The following is a 22,278-nucleotide window of genomic DNA, read 5'->3' as shown; positions in this document are numbered from 1 at the left end:
CGTTGGACATCGCCGGTCGTCACGTTCTCGTCGCGGGGGCCGGGGTCACGGGGAAGTCCGTGGTCCCGGTGCTGGTCGAGCTGGGCGCGCGCGTGACCGTCACCGACGGCAACGCCGAGCGCCTGGCCGAGCTGGACGGCCTGGGCGCCGAGCTGGTGCCCGGGCTGACCGAGCCCCCGGAAGACGTCGTCCTCGTCGTCACCAGCCCCGGCTGGCGCCCGACGTCGCCGCTGCTGGTCGCCGCCGCCGACGCGGGGGTCGAGGTGATCGGCGACGTCGAGCTGGCCTGGCGGGTCGGGCGGCTGCGCGAGCACCCGCCGTCCTGGCTCGTGGTGACCGGCACCAACGGCAAGACGACCACCGCCGGCATGCTGGAGTCGATCCTCAGGTCGGCCGGCGGCAACGCCGTGGCCTGCGGGAACATCGGCTACGCGGCCCTCGACGCGGTCCGCGCGGGCTACGACGTCCTGGCCGTGGAGCTGTCGAGCTTCCAGCTGCACTGGTCCTCGACGCTGGCCCCGGACGCGGCCGTCGTGCTGAACCTGGCCGAGGACCACATCGACTGGCACGGCTCGATGGAGGAGTACGCGGCCGCCAAGGGCCGGGTCTACGCCCGGGCCAAGGTCGCCGTGCACAACGCCGACGACGAGTGGTCCACCCGGATCGCCGAGGCGCACGCGCCCGAGAGCGCCCGCCGTGTCGGCTTCCAGCTCGACACGCCCCGGGCGGGCGAGCTGGGGATCGTCGAAGACCTGCTGGTCGACCGCGCTTTCGTCGCCGACCCGGCGACCAGCGCGGAGGAGCTGGCCACCCTCGCCGACGTCCGCCCGGCGGGCCCGCACAACGTGGCGAACGCCCTCGCGGCGGCCGCGCTGGCCCGCGCACACGGCGTCGCCCCGGAGGCCGTCGTGAAGGGCCTGCGCGAGTACCAGCCGGCGCCGCACCGGGCCGTCGAGGTGGCCGAGGTGGCCGGGGTCCGGTACGTCAACGACTCGAAGGCGACCAACCCGCACGCGGCCGCCGGCTCGCTGCGCGCGCACGAGTCGATCGTCTGGATCGCCGGGGGTCAGCTCAAGGGCGCGTCGGTCGACGAACTCGTGAGCAGCATCGCCCCCCGCTTGCGCGGAGTTGTGCTACTCGGTGTCGATTCACCCGTGATCGCCGCCGCGGTCGCGCGACACGCGCCGGATGTCCCGGTGAACAGCCTCCGTCCGGGTGACGATGAACCCATGACTGCGGCGGTGAGTGCGGCCAGCGCGATGGCCCGGCCAGGTGACGTGGTGCTGCTGGCACCCGCCGCGGCGTCGTTGGACATGTTCCGCAGCTACGGCGAGCGCGGCGACGCGTTCGCCGCGGCGGTGCACGTCCTCCGCGACGACGCAGCGGGGGAGCCGAGTGACGGTCACTGAGCCCAAGCCCAAGCGGCCGCGCCGCGAGCGCAAGGAGAGCGGCTTCGTCGCCGTCCGGTCCGCGCTGACCGCGTGGCTGTCGCGCCCGCTGGCGTCGTTCCACCTCGTGCTCGCCCTCACCGGCGTGCTCACCGTGATCGGCGCCGTCATGGTGCTGTCGGCGTCGTCGGTCGCGTCCTACAACCCGAAGACCGGCAGCGGCGTGTACTCGCTGTTCGTCAAGCACCTGGTGTTCGTCGCCATCGGCTCGGTGGTGTTCTGGCTGGGCCTGCGGGTCAAGCTGGAGCGGATCCGGGCGATGTCGGCCACCGCGACGGTGATCTGCCTCGGCCTGCTGGTGCTGGTGCTGACCCCGCTCGGCTCGACGGTCAACGGCTCGCAGGGCTGGTTCAAGATCGGCGACTTCACCTTCCAGCCGGTCGAAGCGGCGAAGGTCGCGCTGGCCTTCTGGGGTGCCCACATCCTGGTGATCAAGTACAACGTGATCCACCAGTGGCGGCACCTGCTGGTGCCGGTCGTGCCGATCGCGCTGCTGATGTTCGCCCTGGTCATGCTGCAGCCCGACCTCGGCGGCACGGTCACCCTCGCCGTCGTCCTGCTCGCCCTGCTGTGGTTCGCCGGCGCCCCGAAGCGGCTGTTCGGCGTGATCCTCGCGGGTGGCCTGGCCGGCATTCTCGTGCTCGCCGTCATCGCGCCCTACCGGCTCGACCGCGTCATGTCGTTCCTGTCGCCGGACGCCGACACCAGCGCCGAAGGCTTCCAGGCCAACCAGGCCAAGCTCGCGCTCGCCGACGGCGGCCTGTTCGGCAAGGGCCTCGGTCAGGGCGCGGCCAGCTGGAACTACCTGCCGAACGTGCAGAACGACTTCATCTTCGCCCTGATCGGCGAGGAACTGGGCCTGATCGGCTGCGTCGTCGTGCTCGCCCTGTTCGCCGGGGTCGCCATCGTGGGCCTGCGGATCGCCACCCGCAACATCGACCCGTGGATCCGGATCGTCGCCGGCACGCTGACGGTGTTCCTGGTCGCGCAGGCCGGCATCAACATCGGCTACGTCGTCGGCCTGCTGCCGGTCACCGGCGTCACGCTGCCGCTGATCTCCTACGGCGGGACGTCGCTGGTGATCACCATGCTCATCATGGGCGTGCTCGCCAACGCGGCCCGGCACGAACCGGAGGCGGTGGCCGCACTGCGGACACAGGGGCCGGGTAAATTCGGACGCCTGCTGCGGCTGCCCGCGCCCGATCCGTACCGCCCGCCCGCCACCCGCAAGGGGGCGGCGCGCACCGGGGCGAAGGCGGCCAGGCCCGCGCCCCGTGCGGCGCGGCCGGCCCCGGCACAGGAACGACGCAGGTCGGTCCGCGAGCCGGTGCGCCGCAGCGCGGCACGGAGCACGGCCACGTCTCGCGGCGGGGCCGCGCGGACAACAGCGAGCCGTGGTACCCGGAGTACCGCGAACCGGAGAGGTCATTGGTGAGTAAGCCCGTCAAGGGAACCGAGCGATCCGCCGCGGGCAGAGCGCCCGTGGTGGTGGTCGCCGGAGGTGGCACCGCAGGACACATCGAGCCGGCCCTCGCCCTGGCCGACGCCGTGAAGCGGCTGCGCCCGGACGCGACCGTCGTGGCGCTGGGGACCGAGCGCGGCCTGGAGAACAAGCTCGTCCCGGCCCGCGGTTACGACCTCGAGCTGATCCCGCCGGTGCCGCTGCCGCGCAAGCCGACGCCGGAGCTGCTGCGGCTGCCGCTGAAGGTCCGCGACTCGGTCCGCAAGACCCGTGAGGTGCTGGAGCGCGTCGGCGCGGACGTCGTCGTGGGCTTCGGCGGTTACGTCGCCCTGCCGGCTTACCTGGCCGCGCGGGGGCGCGTCCCGATCGTCGTGCACGAGGCCAACAAGTCGGCCGGACTGGCCAACAAGGTCGGCGCGCGGTTCGCCGAGCGCGTCGCCGTCGCCGTGCCGGGCACGCCGCTGCCGAACGCCGAGGTCGTCGGGATCCCGCTGCGGCGGTCGATCACGTCGCTGGACCGCGCCGCGCTGCGCGCCGAGGCCCGCGCGCACTTCGGCCTGGACCCGGACGCCCCGACGCTGCTGGTGTTCGGCGGTTCTCAGGGCGCGCAGTCGATCAACGCCGCGGTGTCCGGCGCGGCGAAGGACCTCGCCGACGCCGGGGTCGGCGTGCTGCACGCGCACGGCCCGAAGAACACGCTGGTCGTGCAGGAGTTCCCGGGGAAGCCGGCGTACGTGCCGGTGCCGTACCTGGAGCGGATGGACCTGGCCTACGCGGCCGCCGACGTCGCGATCTGCCGCTCGGGCGCGATGACCGTCGCCGAGGTGACCTCGGTCGGGCTGCCCGCGGTGTTCGTCCCGCTGCCGATCGGCAACGGCGAGCAGGCCTCCAACGCCCGTCCCGCGGTCGACGCCGGGGCCGCGCTGATGGTTTCCGACGGCGACCTGTCCCCGGCCAAGGTCGCCGAGCTGGTCGTCCCGCTGGTCACCGACGCCGACCGCGTCGCGAAGATGAGCGCGGCGGCGGCCGGCATGGGCCACCGCGAAGCCGACGAGACCCTCGCCCGCATCGTCCTGGAGGCCGCCCGTGCCTGAGTTGCCTGAAGAGCTGCGCCGGGCGCACCTGATCGGGATCGGCGGCGCCGGGATGTCCGGTATCGCCCGGATCCTGCTGGCCCGGGGCGCGTTCGTCTCGGGCTCGGACGCCAAGGAGTCGCGCGCGCTGCTGTCGCTGCGGGCCCAGGGTGCCGAGCTGTTCGTCGGCCAGGCCGCGGCGAACCTCGACGCGCTGCCCGAGCCGCCGTCCGCGGTGGTCGTCTCGACGGCCATCAAGGAGACCAACCCCGAGCTGGCCGCCGCGCGCGCGGCCGGGATCCCGGTGCTGCACCGGGCGCAGGCGCTGGCCGGGCTGATGGAAGGCCACCGCGTCGCCTGCATCGCGGGCACGCACGGCAAGACGTCGACGACGTCGATGCTCACCGTGGCGCTGCAGCACTGCCGGCTCGACCCGTCGTTCGCCATCGGCGGCGACCTCAACGAGTCCGGCGCCAACGCCCACCACGGCGAGGGCGGCGTCTTCGTCGCGGAGGCCGACGAGAGCGACGGCTCGTTCCTGACCTACTCGCCGTCGGTCGCGGTCGTCACGAACGTCGAGCCCGACCACCTGGACCACCACGGCACGGCCGAGGCGTACACGAAGGTGTTCACGGACTTCGTGGGCCGGATCGTGCCGGGCGGCCTGCTGATCGTCTGCGGTGACGACGCCGCGGCCGACGAGCTGGGCGCGCAGGCCGAGAAGCTGGGCGTGCGCGTGCGCCGCTACGGCCGCACGGTCACCGGTCCGGACGACGCCCGCGTGCTGGAGTACACCCCGGCGCCCGACGGCGGCGTCGTCCGGCTGGCACTGGACGGCTCGGAGCTTGCGGTCCGGGTCGCCGTGCCGGGTGAGCACATGGCGCTCAACGCGGTCGCCGCGCTGCTGGCCGGCCTCGAGCTGGGCGCGCCGGCCGCCGAGCTGGCCGAGGGGCTGGCGGCGTTCGGTGGTGTCCGGCGCCGCTTCGAGTTCAAGGGCCGCGCCGGCGACGTCCGCGTCTACGACGACTACGCCCACCACCCGACCGAGGTCGACGCGCAGCTGCGTGCGGTCCGGACCGCGGCCGGGTCGGGCCGGGTCGTCGTCGTGTTCCAGCCGCACCTGTACTCGCGGACCAAGCTGTTCGCGAAGGAGTTCGCCGCGGCGCTGTCGCTGGCCGACGAGGTCGTGGTGCTGGACGTCTACGGCGCGCGCGAAGAGCCCGAGCCGGGCGTCACCGGCGCGCTGATCGCCGACGGCGTGACCGTGCCGGTGCACTACGAGCCCGCGTTCGACGTCGCGGCCGGCCTGGTGGCCGGCCTCGTGCGCGGCGGCGACCTCGTCGTCACCATGGGCGCCGGGGACGTGACGCAGCTGGGCCCGGAGATCCTCGCCGAGCTGGACAAGCGCTGACACCATGAGTCCGACCAGGGAACGCCGCCGTCCGTCCGAAGAGGACGAACGGGATCGCGCCGCCCTGGCGCGGGAACGGCGCGGGCGGCGCTCCGAAGAGGAACGCCGCCGCACCCGCGCCGCGCGCGCGAAGACCGGCCCGCGCGCCCGGCCCAACCGGCAGGCGGAGATCCGCCGCCGGTGGGTCGCGCTGCTCACCGTGCTGACCATCGTCGCGGGCGTGTACCTGCTGTTCTTCAGCTCGATGCTGGGCGTCAAGGACGTCGCGGTGTCGGGCGCGCGCACGGTGCCGGCCGACCAGATCCGCGCGGTGGCGGCGGTCCCGGCCGACCAGCCGCTGCTGCGCCTGGACGCCGACGAGATCCGCGACCGGGTGGCGGGCATGCCGGGCATCGCGACGGTCGAGGTGTCCCGCTCCTGGCCCAACACGGTCGAGATCACGGTGACCGAGCGAACGGCCATCGCGTTCTTCGACAGCGGCCCCGGCGGCGACGGCGTCCACCTGGTCGACGGCGGCGGCGTGGTGTTCAAGACGGTCCCGGCCCGCCCGGCGGGCCTGCCGGAGCTGAAGCTGCCGAAGGTGTCCGCGGACGACCCGGTGACCCGTGCGGTGACGGCGGTCCTCGGCGTGATCCCGGAGCAGCTCCTCAAGCAGGTCACGACGGCGACGGCGAAGACACCGGCGAGCGTCGAGTTCACGTTGTCGAGCGGCAAGATCGTCCGGTGGGGGACCGCGGAGCAGACGGACCGGAAGGCCAAGGTCCTGGCGGCGCTGCTGACGCAGGAGGGCAAGGTCTACGACGTCGCGGCGCCGGAGCTGCCGACCATCACGTCCTGAGCCGACGACCCGCCGCGCTGCCGCCGCGTTCGCCAGGTCAAAGGTCTTGAATGACTCATTCAGGTCCTCGGAGGTCCTGAATGAGTCATTCAAGACGTCGGCGGACCGCGCGCTCAGCCCGGGCTGGTCCGCGGGTCGTGGCTGGGGTCGGGGTACATCGGCGGGCAGCCGTGTTCGACGGCCTCCGGACGCAGTTCATAGTGCCACGGCTCGTTGCGGTAGATCTGGCACAGCCCGTACCCCGCCCCGTGCTCGGCCAGCCACTGCCGGGCCGACGCGGGGCCGATGTCGACCGCGTTGCCCGACACGTGCGCCGAGGTGTCAGGGGTGGCCACCCACCTGCGGGCTTCCCGTTCCGAGCCGTGCTCGGCGACGGCCCGGCGGAAGAGCTCGTCCTGGTACTCGGGCGACCGCCAGCCGCCGTTGACCAGGATGGGGATGCCGGCGGCGGTCGCGGCCCGGCGCAGGGCCGCGAGCAGGTCCGGGGCGAGGTTGGCGACCGCCGGCGTTTCGTCGTCGAAGACGCTCACCGGCTGGGGGACGGCGCCGCGGACGAGGAGTTCGCGTGGAGTCATGCGCACAGTCAAGGGAAGGCCGCGATGCGGGCCCGTATCCGGTTTTCGATACGCCGCCGATAGGACCCGGCTCGTACGATCGGGGGCGTGCGTGTGCTGGTCGTCGAGGACGAACCCTATCTGGCCGAAGGTATCCGGGACGGGCTGCGCCTGGCGGCGATCGCGGCCGACATCGCCGGCGACGGGGACACGGCCCTGGAACTGCTGAGCGTCAACACCTACGACATCGCCGTGCTCGACCGCGACATCCCCGGCCCGTCCGGCGACGAGATCGCGCGGCGCATCGTCGCCTCCGGCAGCGGGACGCCGATCCTCATGCTCACCGCCGCCGACCGCATCGACGACAAGGCCACCGGGTTCGAACTCGGCGCCGACGACTACCTCACCAAGCCGTTCGCGCTGCGGGAGCTCGTGCTGCGGCTGCGGGCGCTCGACCGGCGGCGCGCGCACAACCGGCCGCCGGTGCGGGAGATCGCCGGGCTGCGGCTGGACCCGTTCCGCCGCGAGGTCTTCCGCGACGGCCGGTACGTCGCGCTGACCCGGAAGCAGTTCGCGGTGCTGGAGGTCCTCGTCGCCGCCGAAGGGGGAGTCGTGAGCGCCGAGGACCTCTTGGCGCGGGCCTGGGACGAGAACGCCGACCCGTTCACCAACGCCGTGCGCATCACGGTGTCGTCGCTGCGCAAGCGCCTGGGCGAACCCGGGATCATCGCGACCGTGCCCGGCGTCGGCTACCGCATCGAGACCGGCCGTGGATAGGGCGCCCGGGCTGAGCGTCCGCCTCCAGCTGACCCTCAGCTACGCCGCCGTCGTCATGGTCACCGGCACCCTGCTGCTCGCCGCGGTGGGCCTGTTCCTGCTGAACTACCAGCAGCTGAGCCTGGAGCTGATGCCGGTGGTGATGTCGCCGCCCGGCCGGGTCCTCATCCGCGCCTTCGCGCCGTCCGCGGGGGCCTGCCTGCTCTTCCTGCTGGTGTTCGGGCTCGTGGGCGGCTGGGTGCTCGCCGGCCGGGTGCTCGCCCCGCTGAACCGCATCACCGAGGCCACCCGCACGGCTGCGGACGGCTCCCTCTCGCACCGGATCCGGCTGCCGGGCCGCCGCGACGAGTTCCGCGAGCTGGCCGACGCCTTCGACACCATGCTCGCCCGGCTCGAAGCGCACGTCGCCGAGCAGCGGCGGTTCGCCGCCAACGCGTCGCACGAGCTGCGTACTCCGCTGGCGATCACGCGGACGCTCCTCGACGTCGCCCGCCACGACGGTGACCGCGACGTCGACGAGCTGGTCGACCGCCTCGACACCGTCACCACCCGGGCGATCGACCTCGCCGAGGCGCTCCTGCTGCTCAGCCGCGCCGACCAGCGGTCGTTCACCCCGGAACCGGTCGACCTGTCCCTGATCGCGGAGGAGGCCGCCGAAACGCTCCTCGCCTTCGCGGAGGAACGCGGCGTCACCCTCTCGGTGTCCGGCGTGCCGGCCGCCGCCACCGGCTCGGCCGCGCTGCTGCTGCAGCTCACGACGAACCTGGTGCACAACGCGATCGTCCACAACCGCCCCGAGGCGGGCACCGTGTGGGTCGAGACCAGCGTGCACGGCGGGAGCGTCGAGCTGACCGTCGAGAACACCGGCGAGCCGCTCGCGCCGGAGCTGGTGGCGACGCTGGCCGAGCCGTTCCAGCGGGGGACCGAACGCGTGAAGAGCGACGACGCGGGGGTCGGCCTCGGGCTGGCGATCGTGGCCAGCATCGCCCGCGCCCACGACGGCACCCTCACGCTGACGCCGCGCCTGGACGGCGGGTTGCGCGTCACCGTGCGGGTGCCGGGTCACGAGCGCCAGGGGACGGGGAAGTCGAAGTACGTGTCCGGGTAAGGCTCGTCGTTCAGCGTGTAGTGCCACCATTCCCGGTCGTACCGGCGGAACCCGCAGGACTCCATGATGGTGCAGAGGTGCTGCCGGTTCTCCGCCTCGGCGGCCGTGATCCCGGCCGCGCCGTGGTGCGAGACGGCGTCCATCAGGTCGTGCCCGCCGCCCATCGCGGCCAGCTCGCCGGTGGCCAGGTGGTACAGCGTCAGGTCGACGGTGCTGCCCCGGCTGTGCCCCGATTTCGCGGCCACATAACCCTTTTCGAACATCTCCGTGCGCGCGATGTTCGGGTAGTGCCGCTGTTTCGTCCGGCCGTCCTCGGGTTCGCGCGACCACCGGAGGAAGCGGTCGACGGCCCGCTGCGGCCGGTAGCCGTCCCACAGGAGCAGCCCGAACCCGAGGGTTTCGGCCTTCTCCTGGGCCCGTGCCAAGGCCGCGCCCAGCGCCCTGGTGCCGGCGACCCGGTTGGCGAGGTAGCCGTCCACGGGCTTGCCGGTGAAGTTGTCCCAGGTGGCGTACTTGGCGTCCCAGCGGATCCCGGGCGCGCACTCGTCCACGAAGACGAAGTCGTCCATCACCGCGGATTCCCCTGCAGGGCAAGCGAAAGCAGCCGGTCGAGCACTTCGCCGAGCGGCAGCCCGGCGGCGGCCATCATCCGCGGGTAGCGGCTGTAGGAGGTCAGGCCGGGCAGGGTGTTGACCTCGTTGAGCACGACGGTCCCGTCGTCCTTCAGGAACATGTCGACGCGGGCCAGTCCGCGGCACCCCAAGGCGCGGTAGACGGCCTTCGCCGTTTCGAGGACGCGCGAGCGCGCCTCGTCCGGGATGTCCGCGGGCACGATGAACGCCGAGTTCTCCGACCCGCTTTCCGGGTTCTCCTCCTGGTGGATCTTGAAGAACCCGTGGGTGAGCGCGACCCGGTCCAGCTCGCCGGTGATCAAGTCGGAACCGGTGCCCAGCAAGGAACACCCGATCTCGCTGCCGACGACCGCTTCTTCGATCAGCACCCGCTCGTCGTACTCCCGCGCGGCTTCGATCGCGTCCGCCAGGTCTTCCTCGCGCAGTACTTTGCTGACCCCGAAGGAGGATCCCGAGCGCGCGGGCTTGACGAAGACGGGATAGCTGAAGGCGCCCGGGTCTTCGTCCGCGTCCCAGTGCTTCGGCGTGGCGATGCCCGCGCTCGCGGTGACGAGGTAGGTCAGCGCTTTGTCCATGCACAGCGCCGATCCGGTGACGTCACAGCCGGCGTAGGGGACGCCGGCCAGTTCGAGTAAACCCTGCACCGCGCCGTCCTCCCCGTACCGGCCGTGCAGCACGGGCAGGACGACGTCGAGCCGGATCACCTCGTACTTCCCGTCGGAGAGGACGAGCAGCCCGTCCGGCGACAGCACGACCGGGCGGCCGTGCTCGGCGCCGGGACCGTCGCAGAGTTCCCAGGCACCGTCCTTGGTGATGCGGATCCAGACGGGCTCGTACTTTCCGGGGTCGAGGTGCTTGGCGACCTCGTGCGCGGACTTGACGGAGACGGGGTGTTCCTCGGAAGGCCCCCCGAAGAGGATCCCGACTTTCAGTTCAGCCATGGTGGTTCCCGCTTTCGAAGCTCAGGCAGTTGACGAGACTGTTTTCGACGGTGTCGCTCAGCGCGTGGTCGGTGTAGTAGGCGGTGTGCGGGCTGATCACGACGTTCGGCAGTTCCTGCAGCCGGGACAGCACCTCCGAGCGCAGCGGCGCGTCCCGGTGGTCGGAGTAGAAGACGCCTTCCTCGCCTTCGAGGACGTCGAGCGCGGCGCCGCCCAGCCGGCCGCTTTCCAGCCCGCGGACGAGCGCCTCGGTGTCGAGCAGCGGGCCGCGCCCGGTGTTGACGACGAACGCGCCCCGCTTCAGCCGCGCGATCCGCTGCCGGTCGAGGAGGTGGTGCGTGTCCGCGGTCAACGGCGTGTGGAGCGTGATGATGTCGCTGACCTGCAGGAGTTCGTCCAGCGGGACGTAGTCGGCGGAGTTCCGCGGCACGCTGTCGTGCGCCACGATCCGGCACCCGAACCCCCGCAGCCGGTCCATGACGGCGACCCCGATGCGTCCGGTGCCGACGACCCCGACGGTCAGGTCGCGCAGCTCCTTCCCGCGGACGTCGTTCAGCCGGTAGTCGTGGACGTCCGCCTTGCGGAGGACGGACTTCGCGTCGCGGATCACCATCAGCATGAGCATCAGGGTGTAATCGGCCACGCTGTCGGGTGAATAGGCGACGTTCTCCACGGTGATGCCGACGGACTTCGCGTATTCGACGTCGATGTGGTTGTAGCCGACGCTCCGGGTGGAGACGTACTCGACGCCGGCCCGGCTGAGCGCCCGCAGGGCCGCACCGTCGACCCGGGTCTTGTGCCCGATGCTGACGCACCGGTTCCCGGCGGCCAGGCCCGCGTTGTGCTCGGAGAGGGCGGCTTCGGTGATGGTGGGCGTGACCCCGCAGTGGACCGCCAGCTCCCGGAAGAGCGCGGCCTCGTCGGGCGCGCACCCGTAGACGGTGACCCCGATCGTCACCGGCGCGCGGGTGCGGGCCGGTGCTTGCTGGCTGTCGGTCATGGGTGCCAGTCAAGACGGGGCGCGGTTGCCGTCCCGTATGCGTTTTTCGATACACCCGCGATAGGCCGAAGTGCACGAAAGGGTGGATCTTCGTGCGGCGACCGCGGAAGACGCGGAAATCCGTTTTCCGCGAAACGGCAAGATCCGGACACTCGGAACCGTGGGAACGGACGCGGACCGAAGAGAACGTGAACTCTGTTCAATCGCCGGGGAAGGGGTGACCGCGGACGAAATGGGGGAAGCCGTCTCGCGTGCGGTCACCCGGCTGGTCGGGCACGACGCGCTCCACGTGTGCTGGCGGACGCCGGGGACCGGCATGCCGTCGTTCGGGTTCTGGCACCGGCTCGCGCCGGACGTCGAACGGGCGCAGCTGGGCGCGTGCTACGCCGGCCGGGAGCCGGCCCACCCAGCGGAGCTGGTCCGGCGGGGCGTGCTGGGGCACGTCGTCGATGCGCGCGACCGGCGCGGGCACCGCATCCTGCTGGACAACGGGTTCAGCGGCGAACTGCGCCTGCTGCTGCGGGGCGCGCACGGGGTGTGGGGGACGCTCGCGTTGTTCCGCGAGCAGGGCGGCCGGCCCTTCGAGCAGGACGACGTCGAGCGCGTCGCGCGGCTCGCCGGACCGCTCGTCTCGGCGTCGCGCAGGTACGTCACGGCCCCGTCCCTGCGGCCGTCCGGGCCGGACCTGGCCCCGGGCGTCATCGTGGTGGGCGCCGATCACGCGGTGCGCGCGATCAGCCCCGACGCGCACGCGTGGCTGCGGGAAATCCGCCTGCCGGGCTCGCTGGCCCGGCCGGAGTGGGCGGCCACGGCCCTTTCCTGCGAGGTGGCGATGGCCGCCCGGCGGTTCGTGCGCGACCCGGCGAGCCCGCGCCCGGTGGCCTGCCTCCCCTCGGCCTACGCCGGGCGCTGGGTCAGCGTCCACGGGCAGGCCCTCGACGCCGACGGCCGGGGCGACGTGGCCGTGCTCGTCCAGCAAGCGGGTCGTGAGCTGCTGCCGGCCCTGGCCTCGTGGTACGGCGTCACCGGGCGCGAACGCGCCGTCCTGGCCCACCTCCGCGAAGGCATCCCGGCGAAGCAGATCGCGCGGCTGCTGGAGGTCTCGGTGCACACGGTCAACGAGCACCTCAAGGCCGTCTACCGCAAGACGGGCGGGGCGGGCCGGGACGAGATCGCCGCGGTGCTCTCGCGGTGAGCCGGGTTCACGGCAGCGGGTTGCGCTGGAAGAAGGCCCACATCCGGTCGGCGATGTCGGTCCGGTCGCCGCCGGCCGGCCAGAAGTGGCTGCCGTGGTAGACCCGCCAGGCCACCTGGACGCCCGCGCGGCACGGCCCGTAGACGGACGCTTCGACCGGGACGCCCGGCTCGGTCACGGGCGCGGCCGGGCAGCCGTCGCGCCGCAGCCATTCGTCGCGGTGCGCCACGGCGAGCGGGGGCAGGCTGATCACGTCGGCGTCGCTGTGGAACAAGCCCACCGAGATCGGCCGCGCCGGCTCGCACGGGCTGCCGGTGAACGAAGGCGACACGCCCGCGTAGGCGGTCACCGAGGCGAACACCGCCGAGGCGTCGCACGCCAGCCGTGCGGACATGTTGGCACCGCTGGAAAAACCTTCGACGTGGACCCGGTGCGGATCGACGCACCAGGTCCGGGAAACGTCCTCGACGACCGCGCGCAGGTAGTCGACGTCACCGGAGCGCCGGCCGGCGTCCCACACCAGCCCGGCCGCGGCCGACGGGTAGGCGACGATGAAGTGCCGGGCGGCCGCGACCGACGACCACCCCGTCTCCCGTTCGTGCAAGGCGTACGGCTGAAGCGCGCCGTGCAGGCTGAGCAGCAGCGGTACCGGGGTCCCGGGCAAGCCGGGCGGCACGTTCACGTGGTAGGGCCGGCCTGCCGCCTCCCGGGCGACCGTCCCCGGAGTGGGTGCCGACCCGCATCCCTCCGCGGAGGAGGCGGCAGCCGGTCCGATGAGGACCGAACCGAGGCACAGCAAGGCGATGAGCAGACTGCGGAACACGGGTGACCTCCTTGTCGACAGTGGAACGGGCCCGGCGCTTCCCACCCCCTGCCGGGGAAGCGCCGGGCCCGCCGGGATCAGCCGAAGTTGCCGGTGGAGACGGCCTTCCAGTCGTTCGCGCAGCCGGGGCCGCACTTCCAGGACAGGCGCGGTTCGCCGGTCACCCCGCCGTGGCCGTCCAGCGTCCAGACCGAAACTTCACCGGTGGTGGCGTTGTGCCACACGACGTCCGTGTTGAAGTCGGTGTTGAAGTCGTTCACCCCGACGATCTTCCACTGGTTCGCGCAGTCGGGCCCGCACTTCCACGACAGCTTCAGCTCGCCGGTCACCGTCTGCTTGCCGTTGGCCAGCCACGCGGACACCTCACCGGTGGTGGCGTTGTGCCACAACAGGTCGTCGAAGCCGTCCTTGTTGAAGTCGCCGGCCCCGACCACCTTCCACTGGTTCGCGCAGGTGGGCCCGCACTTCCACGACAGGTCCGGGTTGCCGAGCACGTGCCCGTTCCCGTCGAGCAGCCACACGCTCACCTGGCCGGTGGTCGCGTTGTGCCAGACGACGTCGGACTTGTTGTCGGCGTTGAAGTCCCCGATGGCGACGGCCTTCCACTGGTTCGCGCACTCCGGGCCGCACCGCCAGTCGAGGGACAGCGCCTTGGTGACGTTCCCGGTGCCGTCCAGGATCCACGCCGACAGCTCGCCCGTGGTGGCGTTGTGCCAGAGCACGTCTGAGGTGTAGTCGTGGTTGAAGTCGCCTCCCCCGACCACGCGCCACTGGTTCGCGCAGTCGGGACCGCACTTCCAGGACAGCCGGTTGTCCTTGAGCACCGTGCCGTGCCCGTCGGTGAGCCAGGCACCCAGCTCACCGGTCCTCGGGTTGTGCCACAGCAGGTCCGCGTTCCCGGCCACGGCCCCGGCGGGCGTGACGGCCAACGCGAGCGCGGCCGCCGTCACCCCCAGCGTCGCGGCGATCTTCTTTCCCCACATGGTGTTTCCCCCTCCTGGTCCACGAACTCGACTCGATGAGGATCCTTCGGCGCGGGGGAGTCCGGGAACCCCCAGTTTTGAGGGTTGACAAAACCGGCGGGGGTCAGGCCTGCTGGTGCGTGCCGGCGGTCAGGGCCGGGACGCGCGGGAGGCAGCCGGGTTCACCCAGCAGGGTCCGGTACTGCGTCTCGAACGCCGTCAGCGCGTCGTCGATGTCGTGCCGCGCGACGATGGCCCGGGACGCCTCGCCCATGCGGGCCCGGGCGTCCGGGTCGGCGGCCAGCTCGGCGATCCGGCGCGAGATCGTGGTGATCGCGCCCGGCTCGAACAGGTACCCGTTTTCGCCGTGGCGGACGAGGTGGGGGAGGGCGAGGGCGTCGGCCGCGACGACCGGGAGGCCGGCGGCCATCGCCTCCATGGTGGCGAGGCTCTGCAGCTCGGCGGTGCCGGGCATGCAGAACACGCCGGCGTCGGCGTAGCGGTGCACGAGTTCGGCGTCGGGGACGAACCCGTGGAATGTGACGCGGCCGGCGATGCCCAGCTCGGCGGCGAGGGCTTCGAGCTCCCGGCGGCGGGTGCCGTCGCCGACGAGGTCCGCGCGCACGTGCGGCAGCGGGACGAGGGCGCGCAGCAGCTGGTCGACGTTCTTCTCCTCGTCGAGCCGTCCCACGAACAGGACCGACATCGGCCGGTCGGCGGGCCGGCCGGGAGTGGCGTAGTGGGCGAGGTCGATACCGCAGGAGATGACCTGCGCCGGCCGGCCCAGGCCGATCCCCGCGAGGACCTCGGCCGCGCGCGGGGTCGGCGTGGTGACGACGCGGGCGTCGCGGTAGACGCGCACGAGGTCCCGCCACGCCCAGCGGGCGAGCGCGTCCTTCACCCGCCGCGGGAACGGGGTGTAGCCGAGGAGGTTGTCCGGCATGAAGTGGTTGGTGGCCATGCCGGGGATGTCGCGCCCGGCGGCGGTGGCGAGCAGGGCGCGGCCGACGCCGAAATGGGCTTGGACGTGGACGACGTCCGGGCGGATCCGGTCCAGGAGCGCGCCGGCGGCCGTCCGGGCGGCGCCGGGGGTGCAGAACCGGTAGCCGCGGTGTAACGGGATGGCGCGCGAGCGGAGCCGGTGGATCGTGTAGCCGTCGCGCTCTTCGGTGCGGGCCGGGCCGGTGCCGGACGGGCAGGCGACGTGGACGTCGTGGCCGCGGCCGGCGAGCCCGCGGGCGAGGCGCTCGGCGAAGAACGCCGCGCCGTTGATGTCGGGCGGGAACGTGTCGGCGCCGATCAGGACGCGAAGGCCGGTCGGGGGCACGGGGTTCTCCTCGGGTTTCGAAGGGGCTTGCGGAACGGCACCGGCGAGCACGCGCACACCGGCGAGAGCGACGACCGCGGCGAGCGCGGCCGCGGGCCGGGGAACCTCGCCGTAGGCCACGGCGGCCACGGCGACGGCGGTCAAGGGGTCGAGCACGGTCGTGGTGCCGACGACGACCGCGGTGGGCCCGGCGGCGTACGCGCGGTGCAGGAGCACGCCGCCGGCGCCGAGCAGCAGCAGGGCCTGGCCACCGAGGAGCACCGCCGTGCCCGGCGGCTGGGACGCGGCCGCGTGCACGACCGACGACCCGAGTCCGAAAAGGACAGCGGACGCGGCGGCCAGCGCGGCACAACCGGCGCGGGCGAACCAGCAGGCCGCCGCGATCGCGAAGCCGGCGACGGCCACCCCCTCGGCCGCGCCCGCGCTGATCCCCGCGCCCGGCGCGGCCGAGGCCGCGAGCGCCACGAACCCGGCGACCCCGCCGACGACGAGCACGACCGCGGTCACGACCCGGCGATCGCGGGCGCGCCGTCCGAAGAGGACGGTCAGCACCAGGCTGAAGACCCCGAGCGGCTGGACCACCGGGAGCGGCGCCAGCGCGAGTGCGACGAGGTGCAGCAGGCTGCCGCCGAGCGCCAGTCCGGTGCCCGCCCACCAACCGGGGGAACGCAGCAGCCGCGCGAGAGCACGCCACCCGGGTGGGCCTGCCACGCCCAGCCCGGCGACCTCGGCGTGCTGACGCGTCGCGGCCACGGCGAACAACGCGGCGGCGACCAGGGCGCAGGCGATCGCGAGGGCGGTCATCGGACGGCCCGCGGGGACTCGGCTGGAAGGTGTTGGGGTGAGCTGGCTTCTTGGGTGGCGTTGGGCGTGGTGGCGGCCGGGGTGCGGGTGGTCGGTGGGGACGCGGCTGGAAGGTGTTGGGGTGAGCTGGTTTTCTGCGTCGCGTTGGGCGTGGTGGCGGCCGGGGCGAGGGCGGTTGGCGGAAGCTGGGTGGTGGCCGCACGCCGCAACGTGACCGCCAGTGTCACGACGATCAGGAACTCGGCCAGCAGTGCCGCGCGTTCCAGCAAGCCGGCCGGGAGCCAGGCGATCACCTGGGCCGCACCGAACGCGGCCGCGGTCACGACACCGGCGACCGCGCCCCGCCTCAACGCCGGGGCCGCGGCGCGCCAGCGGGGCTCGGTTCGCAACCGGGCGCTCAGCGTCCAGGCCGCGAGCGGCAGGCTCGCGAACAGCACCGCCCCGCCCGCGCGGTGGATCGCGCCGGACACGGTCGGGGCCGCCGCGGCGGCGTTGCTCCGGAAGACCAGTACCACCACGAGCCCGGCCGTCCAGAGCAGGAAGAGCGTGCTCACCAGCGGGTCACGGGGCAGGGCGGCCAGCCGGGCGGCGACCGCCAGCGCCGCCGCGGCCGCGAGCAGCAGCAGGATGGCGACGGTGAACAGCAACCGGCCGCCGCGGTGCCACGCGTAGTCGCTGACCGGGTCGCGCCACGGGCTGACGTGGCCGGCGAGTCCCAGCGTGAGCCCGGCGATGATCGCCTGGGCGACGGCGGCCATGACCAGGGTCAGCGTCGCCGGCGAAAGCGCGGTCCGTGGAGTCACCCTTCAGACGGTGCTGGCCGTCCATGAGAGTTCGATGAAGATCGCGCTGGGTTTCCTTAAGAAGCGGCCAGCGGGAAGACGAGGTCGAACCGGGCGCCCCCGGTGCCGGCGCGCGCGGCCGTCGCGTGTCCGCCGTGCTGGGTGAGCACCTGCTCGACGATCGCCAGCCCGAGCCCGGATCCGGGCAGCGCCCGCGCGGCGTCGGCCCGGTAGAACCGCTCGAACACGTGCGGCAGATCGGCCTCGGGGATGCCCGGGCCTTCGTCGTCGACGCGCACGCGCACCGTGTCGGCGCCGGCCGCCATGCCGACCCGCACCCGGCCGCCCGGTGGCGACCACTTGGCCGCGTTGTCGAGCACGTTGAGCACCGCCCGCTCGACCGCCGCGGGCCGGGCGAGCACGTCGGCCTCGGCCAGCTCGGCGTCGAACGTGACGTTCGGCCACCGCGACCGGGTGCGTTCCACGGCCGAGGTGACGACGTCGGCCAGCGCGAGGTGCTCCTCGGCTTCGCTCGGCCGTTCGCCGGTCGACAGGTCGACCAGCTCGCCGATCAACGCCGTCAGCTCGACGGCCTGGGCGTCGAGGTCGGCGAGCAGCCGGGCCCGGTCTTCGGCCGGGAGCTGCCGGTCGGGGTTGGCGTCTGCGTGGATCAGCAGCTCGATGTTGTTGCGCAGGCTGGTCAACGGCGTCCGCAGCTCGTGGCCGGCGTCCTCGACCAGCCGCCGCTGCTCGTCGCGGGACCGGCTCAGCGCGGAGAGCATCGCGTTGAACGACGTGGCCAGCCGCCCGATCTCCCCGGACGCGGTGACGTCGATCGCCGCCGACAGCTCCTGGGTGCGGGCGACGTTCTCGGCGGCCGAGGTGAGGTCGTCGACCGGCTGGAGCGCCGAGCGGGCGATCGCCCGGCCGACCACCGTGGCGCCGAGCACCCCGGCGGCCGACACCACGAGCAGCCAGAAACCCAGCCGCCCCAAGCTGTCCTCGACGTCTTCGGAGTCCTGGGCGACCTGGACCGCGCCCCCGTCGGACCGCGAAGCCGTCCACATGCGGAACTGGTCGTCCTCGCCGCGGTGGACGTTGGCTGCCCGGCCGGCCGAGAACGGCGCCTGCGGTGGCGGGGGCGGGAGTTCCGGGAGCGCGCCCGCGGTCCCGGTGACGGTGCCGGCCGCCGAGCGGAACTGGACGGTGAGGCCGTTGTTCGGGTCGGAGCCGGGTTTGCCCGTGGTGGAGCGCAGGGTCGAGAGCGCTTCCTCCGGCGAACCGGCTTTCGCGGCGAGCTGGGCGTAGGACTGCAGCCGGGCGTCGAACTGGTCGTAGAGGTCGGCCCGGGTGATGCCCCACGAGATCGCCGACACCGTCACCACCGCGAGCGCGACCGCCGTGGCGACGAGGACGCCGAGCCGCGCGCGCAGGGACAGCTTCCGCCAGCGGGGCCGGCTCACAGCGGTTCCTCGCGCAGCACGTACCCGACACCGCGCACGGTGTGCAGCAGCCGCGGCTCGCCGTCGGCTTCCAGCTTGCGGCGCAGGTAGCTGACGTAGACGTCGAGGCCGTTGGACGCGGCCCCGAAGTCGTACCCCCACACCTGCTCGAACATCGCGGAGCGGGTCAGCACGATCCGCGGGTGGCGCAGGAACGTCTCGAGCATCGCGAACTCGGTGCGGGTCAGGTGCAGGGCGCGGCCGCCGCGGAACACCTCCCGCGTCGCCGGGTCGAGGGTGACGCCGGCGAACCGCAGCGGCGCGGGCGCGGGTGGCGCGGGCGGGGCGTGGTACTCGGTGCGGCGCAGCAGCGCCCGGACCCGCGCCAGCAGCTCCTGCAGGGCGAAGGGTTTCACCAGGTAGTCGTCGGCACCCGCGTCGAGCCCGGCGACCCGGTCGGTCACGGCCGTGCGCGCGGTCAGCATGAGGACCGGCACGGTGTTGCCCTCCGCGCGCAGCACCCGGCACACCTCGAGGCCGCCGAGCACCGGCATGGTGACGTCGAGCAGCACGCCGTCGGGGCTCTCGTCGCGGATCAGCGCGAGCCCGGCGGCGCCGTCGCCCGCGCATGCGACGGTGTAGCCCTCGAACCGCAGCGTGCGCGACAGCGAATCCTGCACGGCCGTCTCGTCGTCGACGATCACCAAGTGCACCCGGTAACCGTAGACGAGGTGCTCGCCCGGGTGCCGGACTCTCATCGAAGATTAACGTTCCAGGCCGCGCCGGGTACCACCGTGCCGGAAGGGATCCGCTGCTCGGACGCGGAACGTGAGCAGGTCCGGTCCGCCCTCTACGCGGCCGCCGGCGAAGGCCGCCTGACGATGGACGAGGTCGAAGACCGCCTCGCCCGCCTCGAGCAGCACCGCTACCGGCACGAGCTGGCTTCGCTGACCGCTGATCTGCCCGCGCCCGAGCCGAGCACGCCCGAGGGCTGGCGGCAGCTCGCGGCCGCCGCGGGGGCCGCGCCGGCCGCCGAAATCGCGGCCCTGCGCGGCCGCCGCCGGCTGCTGATCGCCCTCACCGTCCTCATCGGACTCCTGACCACCGTGGCGTTCGTCGCCGCTGCCCTGCACGGGTTTGGCGCGGAGGGGTTCGACGGCCACGACCTGGGCGCGCTCGACCACGGCCACGGCGGCTAGTGTCGTGCGTCCGAGGTTCGTTGACAGCGGCCCACCGATGCGCCCCAATGTGGCGTTGGTTGCGTTGGACGCACCGAACGCCACATTGGGGCGCTCGTCCCGAACGTGGAAGGCAACTTGCGACGCGCGACACTAGCCCGAGTACGCGCCGCCGTCGAGGTCCTCGATCAGCGTGCGCCCGGTCGGCGTCCACCCCAGCAGCTCCTGCGTGGCCGTGCTCGTCGCCGCCAGGTCCATCGCGAAGAACCCGCCGATCCAGCCGAAGTGACCCGGGACGTCGGCCGCGTCGATCGAGGCCACCGGCAGGTCGAACGCGCGCCCGATCGCCTCGGCGATCTCCTTCGTCGGCACGCCCTCCTCGGCGACCGCGTGCAGCCGGCTGCCCGCCGGCGCCTTCTCCAGGCCGAGGACGACCATGCGCGCGGCGTCGGCGACGTGCACCGCGGCCCAGCGGTTGGTGCCGTCGCCGGGGTAGCCCGCCACGCCCTTCTCGCGCGCGATCGCCGCCAGGTGCGCGATGAACCCGTGGTCGCCGGTCCCGTGCACGGTGGGGGAGAACCGCAGGCTGACCGGGTGCACGCCGCGGTCGGTGAACCCGAGCGCGAGGTTCTCGGTGCCGCCGCGCGGGGAGTCCGGGCCGTGGAACGGCGACGCGTCGGCCTCGGTGGCCGGCCGGCCCTGCACCAGGCCGGCGACCCCGGACGCCAGGAGGAACGGCCGGCCGGTGCCCTCGAGCGCGTCGCCGATCGTCTCGACGGCGGCCCGCTCGGCCGCGTTCGACGCGGCCTGGTCGGCGAAGTCGTGCTTGTTGGCCAGGTGGATGACGGCGTCGGCCGCTTCGGCGCCGGCGCGGATGCCGGCCAGGTCGTCGAGGTCGCCGCGCCGGACCTGGACGCCTTTCGCCTCGAGCTTCGCGGCGGACGCGGCCGAGCGGGCCAGCCCGGTGACGTCGTGGCCGGCGGCGAGCAGTTCGCCGACGACGGCGGTGCCGATCCAGCCGGAGGCGCCGGTGACGAAAACGCGCATGACGTGAACTCCTTCGCAGAGGTGATGTCAGTGACCGACGTCAGTCGCTGACATCGTCACTGTACGCCTTCATGTCAGCCGCTGTCATCACTACACTCGGGGGCATGGTGCGCTGGGAACCCGGGACCGCGGAGCGGCTGCAGCAGGCCGCGCTGGAGCTGTTCGCCACCCGCGGGTACGAGCAGACGACCGCCGCGGAGATCGCGCAGGCCGTCGGCCTGACCGAGCGCACCTTCTTCCGGCACTTCAGCGACAAGCGCGAAGTGCTCTTCCGGGGACAGGAACTGCTGGTCCAGGCGTTCCTCGACGGCATCGCCGCCGCCCCGCCGGCGGCGTCACCGCTCGAGGTCGTCGCCTCGGCGCTGCGCTCGGCGTCGTCGTTCTTCCCGGACGAGCGCCGCCCGCACGCCCGCACGCGGCAGTCGGTGATCGACCGCAACCCCGCACTGCAGGAACGGGAGCGCCACAAGCTGACGACCCTGGCCACGACGGTCGCCGACGGCCTGCGCGCCCGCGGCGTGGGCGAGACCGCGGCCACCCTCGCCGCGGAATCGGGGGCCACGGTGTTCGGGGTCGCGTTCACCCGGTGGCTGAACGAGGAACGGTCGCTGGCCGACCTTGCGGCCGAAGTGCTGGACGAGTTGCTGGCGCTGGCCGGCGAAGCCGCTCAGGCTTTGCGCCCCACGAGGTGAAAGACGCGGCTGAGCCCGCGGTAGGGATCGCGCCGGCCGGCCTCGAACTCGACGGCCGCCACGCGCTCCGCGTCGGCCGGGTCCACCTCGGTGCCGCCGAACCCGAGCCAGTCGGCGAACAGCCAGACCCCGTACCACCGCACGGGTTCCACGCCGTGGCGGCGCAGGAGCCCGCTCAGCTCCTCGACGGTGTCGGCGCGGGTCGGCACGCCGAGGACGCCGACCTCGGTGTCCGCGTCGAACGCCGCCAGCGCGTCCTCCCACCGCTGCTCCAGCGCCGGGCGCACCGCCATCGCGCGGGCGTTGCCGGTCATGATCGAGACGACGCCCCCGCCGGCGGCGCACCGGCACAGCTGCTCGACGACCGGCCCCGGCCGGTCGAGGTACCCGAGGACACCGTGGCAGAGGACGGCGTCGAACCGCCGCCCGCCGACCGCCTCCTCGGCGTGCTCACCATCGGCTTCCACGAACGCGACGCGGTCCCGGATCTCGGGCGAGAGCCGCGCTCGCGCCTTGCCGAGCATCGCCGGCGACGAGTCCAGCACCGTGACGTCGTACCCGGCCCTGGCCAGCGGGAACGACTGGTGCCCCGCCCCGCCCCCGACGTCGAGCACGGTGGCCGGGGCCGCCGGGAGGTGCTCCAGCAGCTGCCGGTGCAGCACGTGGGTGCGCACGCGGCCCTTCACCGACTCGTAGGCGTCGTCGGCGAAGTGTCCGGCCAGCGCGGCCCAGGCGTCGTCACCCATGCGGCCACGGTACCGGGGGACCGGGACTGTCCACTG

At 73.2% G+C, this 22,278-nt stretch carries 22 protein-coding genes; 10 read left to right on the top strand and 12 right to left on the bottom strand.

From position 1 onward, the window contains the following. The first annotated feature begins 2 nt into the window (after positions 1-2). Genes murD through EIY87_RS36470 form a run of 5 tightly spaced genes read left to right on the top strand, consistent with a single transcriptional unit; the run spans position 3 to position 6,232 of the window. Positions 3-1,409, top strand: a complete 1,407-nt coding sequence (gene murD / locus EIY87_RS36490; RefSeq protein WP_225440272.1) for a UDP-N-acetylmuramoyl-L-alanine--D-glutamate ligase — start codon at positions 3-5, stop codon at positions 1,407-1,409. After that, positions 1,396-2,883, top strand: coding sequence for a putative lipid II flippase FtsW (gene ftsW / locus EIY87_RS36485; RefSeq protein ID WP_125314523.1), 1,488 nt, complete (start codon positions 1,396-1,398; stop codon positions 2,881-2,883). Before murD ends, ftsW begins: the two co-directional genes overlap by 14 nt. Beyond that, a complete protein-coding gene (gene murG, locus EIY87_RS36480; protein ID WP_125314522.1) occupies positions 2,880-4,004 on the top strand; it encodes an undecaprenyldiphospho-muramoylpentapeptide beta-N-acetylglucosaminyltransferase in 1,125 nt (374 codons plus the stop codon). Before ftsW ends, murG begins: the two co-directional genes overlap by 4 nt. After that, positions 3,997-5,394, top strand: a complete 1,398-nt coding sequence (gene murC, locus EIY87_RS36475) for a UDP-N-acetylmuramate--L-alanine ligase (RefSeq protein ID WP_125314521.1) — start codon at positions 3,997-3,999, stop codon at positions 5,392-5,394. Before murG ends, murC begins: the two co-directional genes overlap by 8 nt. Before the next feature lie 4 nt (positions 5,395-5,398). Next, on the top strand, positions 5,399-6,232 hold the full coding sequence (locus EIY87_RS36470; RefSeq protein ID WP_125314520.1) for a cell division protein FtsQ/DivIB: 834 nt from the start codon (positions 5,399-5,401) through the stop codon (positions 6,230-6,232). Positions 6,233-6,345: 113 nt separating this feature from the next. Here EIY87_RS36470 and EIY87_RS36465 read toward each other — a convergent pair whose 3' ends face one another. Then, positions 6,346-6,807 (bottom strand): M15 family metallopeptidase, encoded by a 462-nt coding sequence (locus EIY87_RS36465; protein ID WP_125314519.1) that lies wholly within the window; start codon positions 6,805-6,807, stop codon positions 6,346-6,348. An 87-nt stretch (positions 6,808-6,894) separates the two neighbouring features. On the opposite strand from EIY87_RS36465, the gene EIY87_RS36460 reads away from it, so the two are divergent. Together EIY87_RS36460 and EIY87_RS36455 are read left to right on the top strand one after the other, a co-directional pair. After that, complete coding sequence (locus EIY87_RS36460) at positions 6,895-7,563, top strand: response regulator transcription factor (RefSeq protein ID WP_158641435.1); 669 nt, start codon at positions 6,895-6,897, stop codon at positions 7,561-7,563. Next, positions 7,556-8,671 carry a sensor histidine kinase gene (locus EIY87_RS36455; protein WP_125314518.1) on the top strand — a complete coding sequence of 372 codons (1,116 nt, stop codon included), beginning with the start codon at positions 7,556-7,558 and terminating at the stop codon, positions 8,669-8,671. The genes EIY87_RS36460 and EIY87_RS36455 overlap by 8 nt, the downstream gene beginning before the upstream one ends. Here EIY87_RS36455 and vanX read toward each other — a convergent pair. Genes vanX through EIY87_RS36440 form a run of 3 tightly spaced genes read right to left on the bottom strand, consistent with a single transcriptional unit; the run spans position 8,626 to position 11,244 of the window. Further along, positions 8,626-9,243, bottom strand: a complete 618-nt coding sequence (gene vanX, locus EIY87_RS36450) for a D-Ala-D-Ala dipeptidase VanX (RefSeq protein ID WP_125314517.1) — start codon at positions 9,241-9,243, stop codon at positions 8,626-8,628. The two genes, EIY87_RS36455 and vanX, sit on opposite strands and share 46 nt — an antisense overlap. Then, complete coding sequence (locus EIY87_RS36445) at positions 9,240-10,244, bottom strand: D-alanine--D-alanine ligase family protein (protein WP_125314516.1); 1,005 nt, start codon at positions 10,242-10,244, stop codon at positions 9,240-9,242. Before EIY87_RS36445 ends, vanX begins: the two co-directional genes overlap by 4 nt. Further along, on the bottom strand, positions 10,237-11,244 hold the full coding sequence (locus EIY87_RS36440; protein WP_125314515.1) for a D-isomer specific 2-hydroxyacid dehydrogenase family protein: 1,008 nt from the start codon (positions 11,242-11,244) through the stop codon (positions 10,237-10,239). Before EIY87_RS36440 ends, EIY87_RS36445 begins: the two co-directional genes overlap by 8 nt. A gap of 217 nt (positions 11,245-11,461) precedes the next feature. Between EIY87_RS36440 and EIY87_RS36435 the strand changes: the two genes are divergently transcribed. After that, the gene (locus EIY87_RS36435; RefSeq protein WP_125314514.1) at positions 11,462-12,439 is read left to right on the top strand and encodes a helix-turn-helix transcriptional regulator; all 978 of its coding nucleotides are present in this window, start codon (positions 11,462-11,464) and stop codon (positions 12,437-12,439) included. A gap of 7 nt (positions 12,440-12,446) precedes the next feature. On the opposite strand, the gene EIY87_RS36430 is transcribed toward EIY87_RS36435, so the two are convergent. From EIY87_RS36430 to EIY87_RS36405, 6 genes are all read right to left on the bottom strand, one after another. After that, positions 12,447-13,262: an alpha/beta hydrolase family esterase gene (locus EIY87_RS36430; protein WP_225440271.1), complete on the bottom strand. Its 816-nt coding sequence runs from the start codon at positions 13,260-13,262 to the stop codon at positions 12,447-12,449. A 77-nt stretch (positions 13,263-13,339) separates the two neighbouring features. Beyond that, positions 13,340-14,245: an FG-GAP repeat domain-containing protein gene (locus EIY87_RS36425; protein WP_125314513.1), complete on the bottom strand. Its 906-nt coding sequence runs from the start codon at positions 14,243-14,245 to the stop codon at positions 13,340-13,342. 103 nt (positions 14,246-14,348) lie between these two features. Then, complete coding sequence (locus tag EIY87_RS36420; protein WP_125314512.1) at positions 14,349-16,355, bottom strand: glycosyltransferase family 4 protein; 2,007 nt, start codon at positions 16,353-16,355, stop codon at positions 14,349-14,351. Next, positions 16,352-17,158: a DUF998 domain-containing protein gene (locus EIY87_RS36415; RefSeq protein ID WP_225440270.1), complete on the bottom strand. Its 807-nt coding sequence runs from the start codon at positions 17,156-17,158 to the stop codon at positions 16,352-16,354. The genes EIY87_RS36420 and EIY87_RS36415 overlap by 4 nt, the downstream gene beginning before the upstream one ends. A gap of 56 nt (positions 17,159-17,214) precedes the next feature. Next, positions 17,215-18,600: a HAMP domain-containing sensor histidine kinase gene (locus EIY87_RS36410; protein WP_125314511.1), complete on the bottom strand. Its 1,386-nt coding sequence runs from the start codon at positions 18,598-18,600 to the stop codon at positions 17,215-17,217. After that, positions 18,597-19,292, bottom strand: coding sequence for a response regulator transcription factor (locus EIY87_RS36405; protein WP_125314996.1), 696 nt, complete (start codon positions 19,290-19,292; stop codon positions 18,597-18,599). The genes EIY87_RS36410 and EIY87_RS36405 overlap by 4 nt, the downstream gene beginning before the upstream one ends. An 81-nt stretch (positions 19,293-19,373) precedes the next feature. Here EIY87_RS36405 and EIY87_RS36400 point away from each other — a divergent pair, with 81 nt between their 5' ends. After that, complete coding sequence (locus tag EIY87_RS36400) at positions 19,374-19,778, top strand: DUF1707 SHOCT-like domain-containing protein (RefSeq protein ID WP_225440269.1); 405 nt, start codon at positions 19,374-19,376, stop codon at positions 19,776-19,778. 132 nt (positions 19,779-19,910) lie between these two features. On the opposite strand, the gene EIY87_RS36395 is transcribed toward EIY87_RS36400, so the two are convergent. Next, entirely contained in the window at positions 19,911-20,804 is an 894-nt protein-coding gene (locus EIY87_RS36395; protein WP_125314510.1) for an SDR family oxidoreductase, read from the bottom strand. Between the two features lie 104 nt (positions 20,805-20,908). On the opposite strand from EIY87_RS36395, the gene EIY87_RS36390 reads away from it, so the two are divergent. Beyond that, on the top strand, positions 20,909-21,496 hold the full coding sequence (locus tag EIY87_RS36390) for a TetR/AcrR family transcriptional regulator (RefSeq protein WP_125314509.1): 588 nt from the start codon (positions 20,909-20,911) through the stop codon (positions 21,494-21,496). Here the strand turns inward: EIY87_RS36390 and EIY87_RS36385 are convergent. After that, positions 21,472-22,242 carry a methyltransferase gene (locus tag EIY87_RS36385; RefSeq protein ID WP_125314508.1) on the bottom strand — a complete coding sequence of 257 codons (771 nt, stop codon included), beginning with the start codon at positions 22,240-22,242 and terminating at the stop codon, positions 21,472-21,474. The two genes, EIY87_RS36390 and EIY87_RS36385, sit on opposite strands and share 25 nt — an antisense overlap. Between the last annotated feature and the right edge of the window lie 36 nt (positions 22,243-22,278).

The sequence above is a fragment of the Amycolatopsis eburnea genome (assembly GCF_003937945.1).
Classification (GTDB): domain Bacteria; phylum Actinomycetota; class Actinomycetes; order Mycobacteriales; family Pseudonocardiaceae; genus Amycolatopsis; species Amycolatopsis eburnea.
Note: the sequence above shows the minus strand (reverse complement) of the source record. Positions and strands in the feature narration are given on the sequence as shown.

What these genes read in the sequence shown, in the direction of transcription:
- EIY87_RS36465 (WP_125314519.1), bottom strand. Translation starts at nt 6,807, where the DNA reads ATGACTCCACGCGAACTCCTCGTCCGCGGCGCCGTCCCCCAGCCGGTG.
- EIY87_RS36390 (WP_125314509.1), top strand. Translation starts at nt 20,909, where the DNA reads ATGGTGCGCTGGGAACCCGGGACCGCGGAGCGGCTGCAGCAGGCCGCG.
- EIY87_RS36425 (WP_125314513.1), bottom strand. Translation starts at nt 14,245, where the DNA reads ATGTGGGGAAAGAAGATCGCCGCGACGCTGGGGGTGACGGCGGCCGCG.
- EIY87_RS36445 (WP_125314516.1), bottom strand. Translation starts at nt 10,244, where the DNA reads ATGGCTGAACTGAAAGTCGGGATCCTCTTCGGGGGGCCTTCCGAGGAA.
- EIY87_RS36440 (WP_125314515.1), bottom strand. Translation starts at nt 11,244, where the DNA reads ATGACCGACAGCCAGCAAGCACCGGCCCGCACCCGCGCGCCGGTGACG.
- EIY87_RS36420 (WP_125314512.1), bottom strand. Translation starts at nt 16,355, where the DNA reads ATGACCGCCCTCGCGATCGCCTGCGCCCTGGTCGCCGCCGCGTTGTTC.
- EIY87_RS36385 (WP_125314508.1), bottom strand. Translation starts at nt 22,242, where the DNA reads ATGGGTGACGACGCCTGGGCCGCGCTGGCCGGACACTTCGCCGACGAC.
- EIY87_RS36470 (WP_125314520.1), top strand. Translation starts at nt 5,399, where the DNA reads ATGAGTCCGACCAGGGAACGCCGCCGTCCGTCCGAAGAGGACGAACGG.
- EIY87_RS36395 (WP_125314510.1), bottom strand. Translation starts at nt 20,804, where the DNA reads ATGCGCGTTTTCGTCACCGGCGCCTCCGGCTGGATCGGCACCGCCGTC.